General features: G+C 62.5%; 13 protein-coding genes. 6 read left to right on the forward strand and 7 right to left on the reverse strand.

Annotated features, from left to right (window positions below; all coding sequences use genetic code 11):
* Positions 1–87 precede the first annotated feature (87 nt).
* Positions 88–930, reverse strand: coding sequence for an IS3 family transposase (locus SC318_RS18250; protein WP_320431256.1), 843 nt, complete (start codon positions 928–930; stop codon positions 88–90).
* A complete protein-coding gene (locus SC318_RS18255; RefSeq protein ID WP_320427350.1) occupies positions 927–1,235 on the reverse strand; it encodes a transposase in 309 nt (102 codons plus the stop codon). The genes SC318_RS18250 and SC318_RS18255 overlap by 4 nt, the downstream gene beginning before the upstream one ends.
* 157 nt (positions 1,236–1,392) lie before the next feature.
* Here SC318_RS18255 and SC318_RS18260 point away from each other — a divergent pair, with 157 nt between their 5' ends.
* From SC318_RS18260 to SC318_RS18270, 3 genes are all read left to right on the forward strand, one after another.
* A complete protein-coding gene (locus tag SC318_RS18260; protein WP_320427930.1) occupies positions 1,393–2,682 on the forward strand; it encodes a M18 family aminopeptidase in 1,290 nt (429 codons plus the stop codon).
* 209 nt (positions 2,683–2,891) lie between these two features.
* Positions 2,892–3,068 carry a hypothetical protein gene (locus SC318_RS18265; RefSeq protein ID WP_194937676.1) on the forward strand — a complete coding sequence of 59 codons (177 nt, stop codon included), beginning with the start codon at positions 2,892–2,894 and terminating at the stop codon, positions 3,066–3,068.
* A 72-nt stretch (positions 3,069–3,140) separates the two neighbouring features.
* Positions 3,141–5,309, forward strand: a complete 2,169-nt coding sequence (locus SC318_RS18270; protein ID WP_320427931.1) for a mechanosensitive ion channel family protein — start codon at positions 3,141–3,143, stop codon at positions 5,307–5,309.
* Positions 5,310–5,420: 111 nt separating this feature from the next.
* On the opposite strand, the gene SC318_RS18275 is transcribed toward SC318_RS18270, so the two are convergent.
* The 5 genes from SC318_RS18275 to SC318_RS18295 all read right to left on the reverse strand — a co-directional run bounded on the left by SC318_RS18275 (position 5,421) and on the right by SC318_RS18295 (position 10,260).
* The gene (locus tag SC318_RS18275; protein ID WP_320427932.1) at positions 5,421–5,642 is read right to left on the reverse strand and encodes an MbtH family protein; all 222 of its coding nucleotides are present in this window, start codon (positions 5,640–5,642) and stop codon (positions 5,421–5,423) included.
* Positions 5,643–5,724: 82 nt separating this feature from the next.
* On the reverse strand, positions 5,725–7,125 hold the full coding sequence (locus SC318_RS18280; protein ID WP_320427933.1) for an aspartate aminotransferase family protein: 1,401 nt from the start codon (positions 7,123–7,125) through the stop codon (positions 5,725–5,727).
* A gap of 245 nt (positions 7,126–7,370) precedes the next feature.
* Positions 7,371–8,138 carry an N-acetylmuramoyl-L-alanine amidase gene (locus tag SC318_RS18285; RefSeq protein ID WP_320427934.1) on the reverse strand — a complete coding sequence of 256 codons (768 nt, stop codon included), beginning with the start codon at positions 8,136–8,138 and terminating at the stop codon, positions 7,371–7,373.
* Positions 8,139–8,260: 122 nt separating this feature from the next.
* Positions 8,261–9,580, reverse strand: a complete 1,320-nt coding sequence (locus tag SC318_RS18290) for an ATP-binding protein (protein ID WP_320427935.1) — start codon at positions 9,578–9,580, stop codon at positions 8,261–8,263.
* The gene (locus SC318_RS18295; RefSeq protein WP_320427936.1) at positions 9,580–10,260 is read right to left on the reverse strand and encodes a response regulator; all 681 of its coding nucleotides are present in this window, start codon (positions 10,258–10,260) and stop codon (positions 9,580–9,582) included. Before SC318_RS18295 ends, SC318_RS18290 begins: the two co-directional genes overlap by 1 nt.
* Positions 10,261–10,436: 176 nt before the next feature.
* Here SC318_RS18295 and dsbD point away from each other — a divergent pair, with 176 nt between their 5' ends.
* The 3 genes from dsbD to dsbG are packed head-to-tail and all read left to right on the forward strand — an operon-like array spanning position 10,437 to position 13,746.
* The gene (dsbD, locus tag SC318_RS18300) at positions 10,437–12,164 is read left to right on the forward strand and encodes a protein-disulfide reductase DsbD (protein ID WP_320427937.1); all 1,728 of its coding nucleotides are present in this window, start codon (positions 10,437–10,439) and stop codon (positions 12,162–12,164) included.
* Positions 12,164–13,009: a prolipoprotein diacylglyceryl transferase family protein gene (locus tag SC318_RS18305; protein ID WP_320427938.1), complete on the forward strand. Its 846-nt coding sequence runs from the start codon at positions 12,164–12,166 to the stop codon at positions 13,007–13,009. The genes dsbD and SC318_RS18305 overlap by 1 nt, the downstream gene beginning before the upstream one ends.
* Positions 12,985–13,746, forward strand: a complete 762-nt coding sequence (gene dsbG / locus SC318_RS18310; protein ID WP_320427939.1) for a thiol:disulfide interchange protein DsbG — start codon at positions 12,985–12,987, stop codon at positions 13,744–13,746. The genes SC318_RS18305 and dsbG overlap by 25 nt, the downstream gene beginning before the upstream one ends.
* Positions 13,747–14,297 lie beyond the last annotated feature (551 nt).

Raw genomic sequence — 14,297 nt, forward strand, 5'->3', positions numbered from 1 at the left:
TGGGTCAGCTAAACATTGGCTGACTGATACACCGCAATCGGGGGCAAGCTGTTCTGGTCAAGTTTTTCCGGACACCGGTTACGGTGATCAAGCCGCCTCCTGCTCCATGGCTATTGGCGACAGGTAATTGTTGTAGCTGTGGAGCCTGATTCGGTTGTATCGCATGAAAAAGCGGGTCATATCCTGCTTGGCTTCTTCAACTGTCGTATAGCCTTTGGTGGGCACCCACTCTGATTTGAGCGTCCCGAAGAAACGCTCTGTTGGCGCGTTGTCCCAGCACTGCCCCCTGCGGCTCATGCTTTGCGTTATTCCATGCTCCAGCAGCTCGGACTGAAAGAGCTGGCTGGTGTATTGGCAGCCTTGATCTGAATGAAACATCAAGCCTGCATGTTTGCCTCGAACCTCCACCGCCATTCTCAGCGCCCTGCTAACCAGGTTGGCGTCATTGATCAGAGAAAACGCCCAGCCAACGATTCGGCGGGCGAACAGATCAATCACCGCTGCCAAGTGATACCAGCGTTTCCCAACCATCAGGCTGGTAACGTCGCCGCACCAGACCTGATTAATTGCGGTTGGCTCGAAGTTACGCTCGAGCAGGTTCTTGGCCACAAATGCTTCGACGCCTCTAGAGCGATACTGATGGCGGCGACGCTGTTTGCTGGCCAGATTTGCCTCCGCCATGAGCTTTGCAACTAAATACCTTCCCGCCTTGATCTGTTGGGCCTTCAGGCGCTGAGAGATCATCCGTGTGCCTGCACTTTCCCGGCTTTCGACATGCAATTGCACGACTTTTGCTCTAAGCGCGTCACGCTCGGCATTCGGTGCTGAGCGACGCTTAATCCAGTCATAAAACGCGCTGCGAGAAACGCCTAGCGCACTGCAAAGCAGGCTGGTCGGATATGAACTCGACTCCCTCAGTTCCTCGATCAGGAAAAACGATCGGGATCCGACATCAAGAGAGCCGTAGCCTTTTTTAAGATTTCAGCCTCAGTCTCCAGGCGCTTGATCTTGGCTCGTAGCTGTTGAAGCTCTCGCTGTTCGTCGCTGATAGCCTTGGTACCTGCCACTGGCTGCCCTTTGTGACGTTCTTTACGAACCTGATCAACCCAGCGGCGCAGAGCCGTAGGGCCAACGTCCATCGATGCGCAGACGTCGGGAACTGAGCAGTTATCATCAAGAACCATGCTTGCAGCACGTTGCTTGAACTCGTGGGTATAGGTCTTTCGCTGTTGCATTCGGAACCTCCTGATTGGGCGAATCATATCGCCCTTAAGAGGTGTCCGGGATCATTAGGCCAGTTCAAGCCCCCTCCCACATCTTGTTCTGTGTCAGTTCTAGACACCGAGTCAAACCAATACGGTAAACTCGGCGCATTGCTGTCTGGAGCTAATTATGCGCGAAGCGTTGAATCAAGGCCTGATCGACTTCCTCAAGGCCTCCCCTACTCCCTTTCATGCCACCGCTGCCCTGGCCCAGCGCCTGGAAGCAGCCGGTTACCAGCGTCTCGACGAGCGCGACACCTGGACCACCGAAGCCAACGGTCGCTATTACGTGACCCGTAACGACTCCTCGATCATTGCATTCAAGCTGGGCCGCCACTCGCCGCTGCAAGACGGTATCCGCATGGTCGGCGCCCACACCGACAGCCCGTGCCTGCGGGTCAAGCCCCAGCCCGAGCTGCAACGCCAGGGTTTCTGGCAGTTGGGCGTGGAAGTCTACGGCGGCGCATTGCTGGCCCCGTGGTTCGACCGCGACCTGTCCCTGGCTGGCCGCGTCACGTTCCGTCGCGATGGCAAGGTCGAAAGCCAGCTGATCGACTTCAAGCTGCCGATCGCCATCATTCCCAACCTGGCCATCCACCTCAACCGTGAGGCCAACCAGGGCTGGGCGATCAATGCCCAGACCGAACTGCCGCCGATCCTCGCGCAATTTGCCGGTGACGAGCGCGTGGACTTTCGCGCTGTACTCACCGAGCAACTGGCGCGCGAGCACGGGCTCAATGCCGACGTGGTGCTCGACTACGAGCTGAGCTTCTACGACACCCAGAGCGCTGCGGTGATTGGTCTCAATGGCGACTTCATCGCCGGTGCGCGCCTGGACAACCTGCTGTCGTGCTACGCCGGCTTGCAAGCCCTGCTCACCCGCGACACCGATGAAACCTGCGTACTGGTGTGCAACGACCACGAAGAAGTCGGCTCCTCCTCGGCCTGCGGCGCCGATGGCCCGATGCTGGAACAGACCCTGCGCCGGCTGCTGCCGGAAGGTGAAGAATTCGTGCGCACCATTCAGAAATCGCTGATGGTGTCTGCGGACAACGCCCATGGCGTGCACCCCAACTACGCCGAGAAACACGACGCCAACCACGGCCCCAAGCTCAACGCCGGCCCGGTGATCAAGGTCAACAGCAACCAGCGCTACGCCACCAACAGCGAAACCGCCGGGTTCTTCCGTCACCTGTGCATGGCTCAGGAAGTGCCGGTGCAGAGCTTTGTGGTGCGCAGCGACATGGGCTGTGGCTCGACAATCGGGCCGATCACCGCCAGCAACCTGGGTGTGCGCACCGTGGACATCGGCCTGCCGACGTTTGCCATGCATTCGATTCGTGAACTGTGCGGCAGTCATGATCTGGCGCACCTGGTCAAGGTACTGGGCGCGTTCTATGCAAGTCGCGACCTGCCCTGATCTCAGGGGCTGAATGCGCTCAAAAATGTGGGAGGGGGCTTGCCCCCGATAGCGGTGGACCAGCCAATACATCTGTTGACTGACCCGCCGCAATCGGGGGCAAGCCCCCTCCCACATTGGTTATGTGTTCACCTGATCCATATCACCTGCATTTCCCATAATCCGACCTAGACTTGTCAGTATTCCCACTCTGACAAGGCCGTCACACCATGATCTCCATGTCCTCCTTCCACGCCATGCTGATCCCCATCCTGATCGGCATGATCATGCTTGCTGTCGGCTTCAACTTTCGCGACAAGCCCGTTGGCGTGTTCGGCATGTGGGTCGGCATGCTGCTGATCCTGGGCACCGTGGTGTACAAGATCCTCGCTAAATTGGCGGAATGACAAATGCGCTCGCATCTGGCATAGCGGCCTCGTACACTCGATCAATTCGTCGTTTTCAAGGTTGACCGCCTCGTGCTTTCCCGTCTGCTTGCCCTGCCCTGCTACCTGCTCATCGCCCTGCTCACCCTGCTGCCGCTGACGTCCGCCCAAGCCGTCGGCCTGCCCGGACTGCTGGGCAGTTCCACCAAGGCCCAACCCCAGGCCGAGGTACCCTTGGGGCAGTCGCTGGACGAAGTGATCAAGACCCTGGAGAACGACCAGCAGCGCACCCAATTGCTGAGCGACTTGAAGAAACTGCGCGCGGCCACGCAAAAGGCCCAACCGGCCGCCGAACTTGGTGTGCTGGGCCTGATCGGCAGCACGCTGTCGGGGTTTGAACAGCAGTTCTCCGGCGCCGACAGCCCGCTGGGGCGCTGGTCCAATGAGGTCGACCTGGCCAAGGATGAACTCAGCACGCTGATGCTGCCGGCCAGCGAATGGTTGCCGATCATCTTTGGTTTTGCCGTGATCCTGGCGGTGTGGAGCCTGTTGGCCGCGGCGCTGATCTGGCTCAGCCATCGCGTGCGCGAACGCTTCGGCCTGCCCGAGGAGCTGCCGCAACACCCACGCACCTGGGACATGCTGCGCTTCGCCCTGCGCAAGCTCGGCCCGTGGTTGATCGCACTGGTCATCACGGTTTACCTGAGCTACGCCCTGCCTTCGTCCCTGGGCAAGTCCCTGGCGATGGTGCTGGCGTACGCCCTGGTTGTCGGCACCTGCTTCTCGGCAATCTGCGTGATTGCCTTTTCCCTACTGGACGGCCCGCACCGCCACCGCGCCCTGTATATCCTGCGCCACCAGGCCTTCCGCCCGCTGTGGTGGATCGGCAGTTTTGCCGCCTTTGGTGAAGCCTTGAGCGACCCGCGGCTGGTCGCGGCGCTCGGCCAGCACCTGGCCCACACGGCCGCAACCGTGGCCAATGTGATGGCGGCGCTGTCCACGGGCGTATTCATCCTGCGGTTCCGTCGACCGATTGCCCACCTGATCCGCAACCAGCCGCTGTCGCGTCGCCTCACCCGCCGCGCCCTCACCGACACCCTGTCGATCATCGGCACTTTCTGGTACTTGCCCGCGCTGTTGCTGGTGGGCATTTCGCTGTTTGCCACCTTCCTGTCCGCCGGCGACACCAGCACCGCCCTGCGCCAGTCGCTGCTGTGCACGGTGCTGCTGGTGTTGTGCATGGTGATCAATGGGCTGGTGCGGCGCCACGCGCTCAAACCGCAGCGCGGGCACAAGCGCCATGCGTTGTACTCCGACCGCCTGAAAAGCTTCGTCTACACCCTGGCGCACCTGCTGGTATGGCTGGTGTTCATTGAGCTGGGCCTGCGCGTGTGGGGCCTGTCGCTGATTCGCTTTACCGAGGGTGACGGCCATGAAATCAGCGTCAAGCTGTTCAGCCTAGGCGGCACCCTGCTGTTTGCCTGGCTGATCTGGATTCTCAGCGACACCGCGATCCACCACGCCCTGACCCGCTCGCGCAAAGGCCTGGCCAACGCACGTGCGCAAACCATGATGCCGCTAATCCGCAACGTGCTGTTCGTGACCATCTTCATCATCGCCGCCATCGTCGCCCTGGCGAACATGGGCATGAACGTCACGCCTCTGCTGGCCGGTGCCGGTGTGATCGGCCTGGCAATCGGTTTCGGTGCGCAGTCGCTGGTGGCCGACCTGATCACCGGCCTGTTCATCATCATCGAAGATTCCCTGGCCATCGATGACTACGTCGACGTCGGCGGCCACCTCGGCACCGTCGAAGGGTTGACCATCCGCACCGTGCGCCTGCGCGATATCGACGGCATCGTGCACACCATCCCCTTCAGCGAAATCAAGAGCATCAAGAACTACTCGCGCGAATTCGGCTACGCGATCTTTCGCGTGGCGATCCCCTACAACATGGAGATCGACGACGCGATCAAGCTGATGCGCGATGTGGGCCACGCCATGCGCAATGACCCGCTGCAACGCCGCAATATCTGGTCGCCGCTGGAAATTCAGGGCGTGGAGAGTTTCGAATCGGGCAGCGCCATCCTGCGCGCGCGGTTCAAGACGGCGCCGATCAAGCAGTGGGAAGTGTCGCGGGCGTTCAACCTGTCACTCAAGCGGCATCTGGATGAAGCAGGGCTGGACCTGGCGACACCGCGCTTGAGCGTGCAGGTGGTGACAGGGGGATCGGGCGCATTGGAGAAAGAGAAGAGCGTTTAGAAGGCAACACTGTGCAAATGTGGGAGGGGGCTTGCCCCCGATGGCGGTGGGTCAGCTGAAAATAAGCTGACTGACAGACCGCTATCGGGGGCAAGCCCCCTCCCACATTTGTCAGGCGAGTGCGGCGCCATCCATTTTCTGGCGCAGGCTCAGCGGACGCATATCCGTCCAGGTCTCTTCGATGTAGGCCAGGCACTCTTTCTTGAAGCCGCTCTTGCCTACAGTGCGCCAGCCCTGCGGCACAGCCTTGTAGTCGGGCCAGATCGAGTATTGCTCTTCGTGGTTGACCACTACCTGAAACAGGATGTCGTCGCGGTCAAATACTGAGGTCATTGCTGTTCTCCGTCGTTCAAAGGCTGGCTGTGCACCATGCGCAGCGCTGATATCTGTAGAAACGTACCAAGGGTCACGAAAATTAGAGGCCGGCGAGCGCCGCCGCCAAGGCGCGCCCGAAGATCTCGGCGACCTGGTCGACTTCAGCAGCGGTGATCACCAGCGGCGGCAGGAAGCGCACCACGCTGCCATGTCTCCCCCCCAGTTCAAGGATCAGGCCACGCTTGAGACACTCACGCTGGAGCAGCGGCGCGAGCAGCCGATGCACAGGCGGGTGGCCCTGGATGTCGCGCTTGCCAGCCGGGTCCACCAACTCCACGCCAAGCATCAGCCCACGCCCGCGAATATCCCCCAGTTGCGGGAAGTCACGCTGCAACAGGCGCAGGTGTGCGCCCAGGCGCTCGCCCATGGCCGCCGCATGACCGGCCAGGTCGTGCTCCTTGAGGTAGCGCATCACCGCCGAACCTGCCGCCATCGCCATCTGATTGCCCCGGAACGTCCCCGCATGGGCACCGGGCAGCCAGGTGTCAAGCCAGTCGCGATACACCACCACCGCCAGCGGCAAGCTGCCACCAATGGCTTTGGACATGACCACCACGTCCGGGATGATGCCCGCGTGCTCGAAGGCAAACATTTTGCCGGTACGGCCAAAACCACTCTGGATTTCATCGACGATCAGCGCGACGCCCGCCTGCTCGGTGATACGCCGCAGGCCGCGCAGCCAGTCGAGGTCCGCCGGGACCACGCCGCCCTCGCCCTGCACCACTTCAACGATCACCGCCGCCGGCGGCAACACGCCCGCTTCGGGATCGTTGAGCAGGTTTTCCAGGTAATGCAGGTTGACCCGCACCCCCTCAGCGCCACCCAGACCGAACGGGCAGCGGTAGTCGTAGGGGAATGGCAGAAATTGCACGCCACTGCCGAGCAATGCGCCCAGCGGTTTCTTCGGCCCGAGGCTGCCCATCAGGCTCAACGCGCCCTGAGTCATGCCGTGATAACCGCCCTGGAACGACAGCACCGTGCTGCGCCCGGTGGCCGTGCGCGCCAGCTTCAACGCCGCTTCCACCGCGTCGGTGCCGGTGGGGCCGCAGAACTGGATTTTCGCCTCTCGCGCCAGTTCCGGCGGCAACAGGCCGAACAGATCCTGCACGAACTGATCCTTGACCGGTGTGGTCAGGTCCAGGGTGTGCAACGGCAATTCATCGCTCAGGACCTGTTGAATGGCCTGGATCACCACCGGGTGGTTATGGCCGAGCGCGAGGGTTCCGGCACCGGCCAGGCAGTCAATGAAACTACGACCTTCCACGTCTTCCACATAGATCCCCCTGGCACGTTTGAGGGCCAGGGGAATGCGCCGAGGATAGCTGCGGGCATTGGACTCCTGCTGGCGCTGGCGGGCCAGCAACGGGCTGTCGTCGAACTGGTAAAGCGTTTCGCTGACGTGCACGGGCGCGGCGTCGATGGGGCTGGTGGCGACTGACATCTCGTTATCCCTCAATACGCGGGTGATGGTGGTCATCCGTGGGGGGCGGAAAATGCGCACGGACTTTATATTCTGAAGACGCATCAGGCTCGAGGGGATTTAGGGCCTTGCTCGGACTTACAGCTGTATACAGATCAAATGTGGGAGGGGGCTTGCCCCCGATAGCAGTGTGTCAGCTAACCATTGGCTGACTGATACAGTGCAATCGGGGGCAAGCCCCCTCCCACATTTGGCCCGTGTTCGGCTTAAAGCCCGCGGTATTTTTCATTCAGTGCGTACAGGATCGCGCAGGTCTCGGCATCCAGAAGCCCACTGTAATCGCGCGCGCGAAAGTGCATTTGGAACGCCCGGGTGCGCTGTTCAAAGGCCTGGCGATTCCACGCCGGCTTGTAGCCATAGCGCTGAAATGCCCGCTCCACCTCCACCTCCGGCGGCAGCCCCAGGCAGAACCGGCGCTGGTACATCGCTCGGGTTGCCTCGTCAAACCAGGCCCCTGCCCCGGCCTCATACAGGCACCGCCAGGGCAGCCGGGGCCCCGGATCGCTTTTGCGCCAGTACGCCACGTCCGAATGCCCGAGCACATCAGCCGGCCCGATGCGCGGGTAGCGCTCGAGAATGTCACGCACCAGCGCAATCAGAACCTGCACCTGTTCCTCGCCATAGGCCGGGAAGGTGAACACCCCTTTGTCATCACGCGCCAGGTTGACGATTTCGATGCCAATCGAGCGGCTGTTGAGGTTATCCCGCCCACCCCAATGGCTGGCGCCGGCATGCCAGGCGCGCTGGTCCTCGCTCACCAGGCGGAACACGCGCAGTTCGTCATAACCGGCGGCGCGGTAGGCGGGTTCATCGGGATCGGGCAGCAGATAGTGAGCGCTGACCCCGTTCTGCGTCAGGGTGCGCAACGACGACGTAAAGGGCGCCGCGGTGTAATGCAGGATCACCTGCCCCACGGACTCGCCATTACGTTCATTGAAATCCCTGGCAGGGAAACTGGTATCGATGACCAACATAAGATCCGTCCTTTCAGTAAGGGCCGAATCATTCGGCCCTTTCAAGCGCAAAAAAATTACCGCCATCCTGAAGACTTGAGCCTCAGGGGGGCGGTAACTATTTGGCACGTGCAGAAAAGCGATCAGCGTCGCAACGGCATACCCAATTCAACCCGCAGGCCATCGGCCTGGCTGTCGAACTTCAGCGAGCATGAGCAGCGCTGGACGATCGCTTGAACGATCGCCAGGCCCAGGCCACAGCCCTCGCTGCTGCCATTGCGCCAGAAGCGCTGGGTCAGGTATTGCAGGTCATCACTGGAAATCTGCGGGCCATGGTCCCGCACGCGAAATACCACGTTGTCAGCGCTGGAAAACACCTTGAGCTCCACCCGCGTATCGGCCGGGGTATGCCGCAAGGCGTTGTCCAGCAGGTTGCGCAAGGCCGCGACGGCCAGGCCCACGGGCATGTCCACCGGCGTGTCGACCAGGTTGTCGGCAAGGATCAGGTCAATGCGCGAATTGTCCCCGGCGCTGGCATCCTGGATCGCCAGCCTGGCGACTTCCTCGGCGCTGGACTGCAAACCATCGTCAAACGACAAACTGCCCTCCACCCGCGCCAGCAGCAACAATTGCTCCAGGGTGCGATGCAGCCGGTCGGCGCCTTCCTCGGCGTGGGCCAGGGATTGGTCGCGGGCCGCGCCCTCGGTCATGCGGGCCACTTGCAGGTGGGTCTTGATCGCCGTCAACGGGCTGCGCAGTTCATGGGCCGCGTCGCCGGTCAGGCGCCTTTCGCGCTCGATGGCCTTGGCGATGCGTTGCAACAGTTGGTTCTGGGTGTCGAGCAACGGTTTGAGTTCGCTGGGCAGCGGATGGATCTCCAACGGTTCGAGTGAGTCCGCACTGCGGCGCATCAGGGCGTCACGCATGCGATTGAGCGGCACCAGACCCTGGCCGATGCCCAGCCACAACAGGCACAGGCAGCCCAGCAAGGCCACGCCGACCGGCACCGATGCGGCCAGCAGGATCGACAGGTTCAACGCCTCGCGCTCCACCTGGCGGTCCGCCGTGGTGATCAGCAGGTCACCGCGGGACAGGGTGAAGCTGCGCCAACCCACGCCGTCGATGATCTGGTCGCGAAAACCGCTCTTGCGCGACTCCAGCCCTTCATCCGGCGCGGTGTGGCTGCGCGCAAGGATTTCGCCGTGCAACGAGCTGACCTGGCAGGCCATGCCCCCCGGCACGTTGAGTTGTTCGGTGCGTAAACGGGTGCCAGCGCCTACGCTGGCCAGGCCCGGCATTTGCTCGGTCAGACCCGCCACCATGCGCGCCGACGCCACCAGACGCTGGTCAAGGGAAAACATCATCTGGTTGCGCAGGTCGTTGAGCATCCAGGCCGCCGCCAGGGCCCAGATCAGCACAAAAGCGGCGCCGAGCTTGAACGTCAGGCGCAGGCGCAGGCTCATCACGAAGCATCCTCTCCCGCATCGGCCGAGCCCAGGCGATAGCCGAGGCCGCGTACGGTCTCGACGATGCCATTGCCCAATTTGCGCCGCAGGTGATGGATGTGCACGTTCAGCGCGTTGCTCTCCAGCTCGTCGTTGAACCCGTAGACGCTGTCCTTGAGTTGCTCACTGGAGAGCACACGGCCCTTGTTGTGCAGCAACGCCTGCAACAGCGCTTGTTCACGGCGCGACAGGTCCACCGGCTGGCCGCCCAGGAAGGTTTCGCGGCTGCTGGGGTCATAGGCCAGGCGGCCATGTTCGATCAGGTTGACACTGCGCCCCGCCACCCGGCGCAGCAGGGTTTGCAGGCGGGCGGCGAGTTCGCGCAGGTCGAAGGGTTTGAGCAGGTAATCATCGGCGCCCGCCTGCAGGCCGTCGACACGGTTGGTCACCGAATCGCGCGCGGTGAGGATCAGCACCGGAATCTCCAGGCCCTGGCTGCGCTGTTGCTGCAGCAGTTTCAGGCCGTCTTCGTCGGGCAGGCCGAGGTCGAGCACCATGATGTCGAAGGTCGCCGCCCTGAGCATCGCCCTGGCCGCCGCGGCCGTGCCCACGCGTTCTACCGTGAAGCCCTGGGCGGTAAGGCCGGCCACAATGCCGCTGGCGATCAGTTCGTCGTCTTCGCAGACCAGTACGTGCATGCTGAACCCTTCATGAAAGATGCGGGTGATTAGAAAAGGCACGGATTAAGCGCGCATTATGCCGCTAACTTCGCAACACCAGATAATCCCTACGCTCTAGAATAGCCCCCGGTTAATCATCGGTTAATCAACGCCACACATTGTGTGCCTCACTTGCATCGAACTAAGGCTGGACCATGCGGCATCTATTGACCTTTCTGCTGGTGTTGTTCGCCGGGACGGCCCAGGCCGCGGCGGGCAACCCTTTCGAGACCAAACCCGATTTTCTCCCGGTGGGCAAAGCCTTCACGTTTACCTCCGAACGTCTTGAAAGTGGCGAGACGCAGCTGTATTGGCAGATTGCCGACGGTTATTACCTCTACCAGCAACGCATGAAATTCGACGGCCTGGCCGAAAAGCCCGTGTTGCCCCAGGGTGAAGCCCACAGCGATGAATTCTTCGGCGAACAGCAGGTGTATCGCCAGGGCCTGGAAGTGAAGATCCCGGCCGGCACTACCGGCCAGGTCAAGCTGGGCTGGCAGGGCTGCGCCGATGCCGGCCTGTGCTACCCGCCGCAATCGATCACCGTGGACCTGGGCGGCAATCCGGCGGTCGCCGCCACCGCCCAGGCCCAGGACCAGAGCCTGGCCAGTGGCCTGCAACAACGCAGCCTGGGCTGGAGCCTGCTGATCTTTTTCGGCCTGGGCCTGTTGCTGGCGTTTGCTCCTTGCTCGTTGCCGATGCTGCCGATCCTCGCCGGACTGGTAGTGGGCAGCGGTGCCAGCCCGCGCCGCGGCTTTGCCCTGGCCAGCAGCTACGTGGTGTGCATGGCACTGGTGTATGCCGCGTTGGGCGTAATGGCCGCCCTGCTCGGCGGCAACCTCGCCGCGCTGCTGCAAACCCCGTGGATCCTCGGCAGTTTCGCCGCGCTGTTCGTGATCCTGGCCCTGCCGATGTTCGGCTTCTTTGAACTGCAACTGCCGGCCTTCCTGCGTGACCGCCTCGACAACGTCAGCCGCCAGCAAAGTGGCGGCAGCCTGATCGGCGCCGGTGTTCTCGGTGCGTTGTCCGGCCTGCTGGTGGGCCCGTGCATGACCGCGCCCCTGGCCGGCGCTCTGCTGTATATCGCTCAGAGCGGCAACGCGCTGCACGGTGGCCTGATCCTGTTCGCCATGGGCGTCGGCATCGGCATCCCGCTGTTGCTGCTGGTCACCGTGGGCAACCGTTTCCTGCCCAAGCCGGGCACCTGGATGAACGTACTCAAGGGTGTCTTCGGCTTCCTGTTCCTCGGCACCGCCGTGCTGATGATTCGCCCGGTAGTCGGTGAAAGCCTGTGGATCGGCCTGTGGGGCGTACTGGCACTGGTCATGGCCTATTGCGGCTGGACGCTGGCCCGTGAACACGGCCTGGCCGCCAAGGTGCTGGGTGCCGGCTCCCTGGTGCTGGGCCTGTGGGGCGCGGTGCTGGTGGTGGGTGCGGCAGGTGGCAGCAATGAGCTGTGGCAACCGCTGAAGGTGTACAGCGGCTCGCGGGTCGCTGCGGCAACCAGCGCGCACGACGCCTTCGTGACCCTCAATGACCCCGCCGCACTGCAAGGCCAGCTCGACAGCGCCAAGGCCCAGGGCCAATGGGTGCTGGTGGATTACTACGCCGACTGGTGCGTGTCGTGCAAGATCATGGAAAAACAGGTGTTCGGCAAACCCGAAGTGATGGACGCGCTCAAAGACGTGCGCCTGCTGCGCCTGGACGTTACCGCCGACAACGCCGCCAGCCGCGAGCTGCTCGGCCGTTATAAAGTGCCTGGGCCACCGAGCTTCGTCTGGATCGGCCCGGACGGTGAAGAGCGTCGCGCCCACCGCATCACTGGCGAAGTGGATGCCGCCGCCTTCCTGCAACGCTGGACGCAAACCCGAGACGCGCCTTGATGCTGACCCTTACCATCGGCACCTTCGCCATCGCCCTGAATCATATCCTGCTGATCAGCGCGCTGATCCTCGCCACCCTGGTGGGCTGGCGCGTAGCCAAAAGGGGCGGTGAAAACCCGGAGTCGGTGCTGTTCAGCCTGTTCCTGCTCGGCATGCTCACCGCCCGCATCAGCTTTGTGCTGATGTACTGGAGCGAGTACAGCAACGACTGGCTGCAGATGGTCGACCTGCGCGACGGCGGCTTTCTTGCCTGGCCCGGCATTATCGCCCTGGTGCTGGGTGCGCTGGTCTACGGTTGGCGGCGCCCGGCCCTGCGCAAGCCGCTGAGCGCCGGGGTGATCACGGGCCTGGTGTTCTGGGGCATGACCAGCCTGTCCCTGAACCTTTACGACAAGGGCTCGCAACTGCCGGATATCACCTTGCGCGACGCCAACGGCAATGTGGTGCAACTGGCCGATTACAAAGGCGGCCCGCTGGTGATCAACCTCTGGGCCACCTGGTGCCCGCCGTGCCGTCGGGAAATGCCGGTACTGGAACGCGCCCAGCACCAACGCCCGGATGTCACCTTCCTGTTCGTCAACCAGGCCGAGAGCATGCAAAGCGTCAGCACTTACCTGGCCACCCAGGGCCTGAACCTCGACAACGTGCTGTTCGACGCCAGCGGCCGCCTCGGCCAGGCCGTCGGCTCCATGGCTTTACCCACCACGCTGTTCTATACCGCCGATGGACGCTTGATCAACAGCCACCTTGGCGAGTTGTCCCAAGCCAGCCTGGCCCGTGCCATGGAACCCTTCGACACCGCCCCACAAAGGAAACCCACATGCCTCGCCTCCGCCACCTGCTGACCCTGCTGCCTTTGACGCTGGCCGCCACCCTGGCCCAGGCCGAAGACTGGCCGGCCCCGATCAAACAGATCGAAGCCAAGGGCGCCAAGATCCTCGGCAAATTCGACGCCCCCAGCGGCCTCACCGGCTACGCGGCGCAATACCAGAACCGCGGCATGGCGCTGTACCTGACCGCCGACGGCAACAGCGTGCTCGCCGGCAACCTGTACGACGCCCAGGGCAATGACCTGAGCAGCGCGCCCCTGGAAAAACTGGTGTACGCGCCGATGGCCAAGGAAGTCTGGGCCAAGATGGAAAAGAGCAGCTGGATCCAGGACGGCGACAAAAACGCGCCGCGCACCGTCTACCTGTTCAGCGACCCCAACTGCCCCTACTGCAACATGTTCTGGGAACAGGCCCGCCCATGGGTGAAGGCCGGCAAGGTGCAACTGCGCCACATCATGGTTGGCATCATCCGCGAAGACAGCCCCGGCAAATCCGCCGCGCTGTTCGCCGCCAAGGACCCGCAAAAGGCCCTGGAAGAACACGAAGCCGCCGGCAAGGGCAGCAAGTTGCAGGCCCTGGCCAAGATCCCGGCGGATATCGAAGCCAAGCTCGATGCCAACATGAAGTTGATGGAGGAGCTGGAGTTGTCGGCGACGCCGGCGATTTTCTATCTGGACGACAAGGGTGGCTTGCAGCAACAGCAGGGGGCGCCGTCGCCGGATAAGTTGGTGAAGATTCTGGGGCCGAAATAAGCGCCGTCTGGACTGAAGTTATCGGGGGCAGCTACTCCCCCTCTGTGCATACACATCACACCCTGTGGGAGCAGCTTGCCCCCGATGAGCATGGGTATCTACACAACTTTGGCTCGGCCCTGAATCTATGACGGGGCGGGGAGCCGAAGCCTCTCTAACTGACGCTCCGCGTTCCAAATGTGGGAGGGGGCTTGCTCCCGATGGCGGCCTTACAGCCGACCATGGTGTTGGATCAGCGCGCGTACATATCCGTTGCTGCGGTAACGGCGGCTTAGGGTTCCGCCCTGACGGCGGGTCACTTTTGGAAAGAGCCCCAAAAGTAACCAAATGGGCTCCTGCCCCACCACTCGGCACCTCGCCCAGGCTCGGTGTGCCCGTAACCCGACATTGATTTGGAGGGCCGCCGCCACGCGCCATCCATGGCGCGGGGCGGCTAAACCGGCATCCCTGCCGGTTTACCCTCCAAATCAATGTCAAATTCCGGCCAGCGTGGTTTAACGGGGCGCCTAAGATCAAGAGCAAGATCAAGAGCGGCTCGCTTCGCATCGTGG

Origin of the sequence: Pseudomonas sp. MUP55, from assembly GCF_034043515.1 — a bacterium.
Classification (GTDB): Bacteria; Pseudomonadota; Gammaproteobacteria; order Pseudomonadales; family Pseudomonadaceae; genus Aquipseudomonas.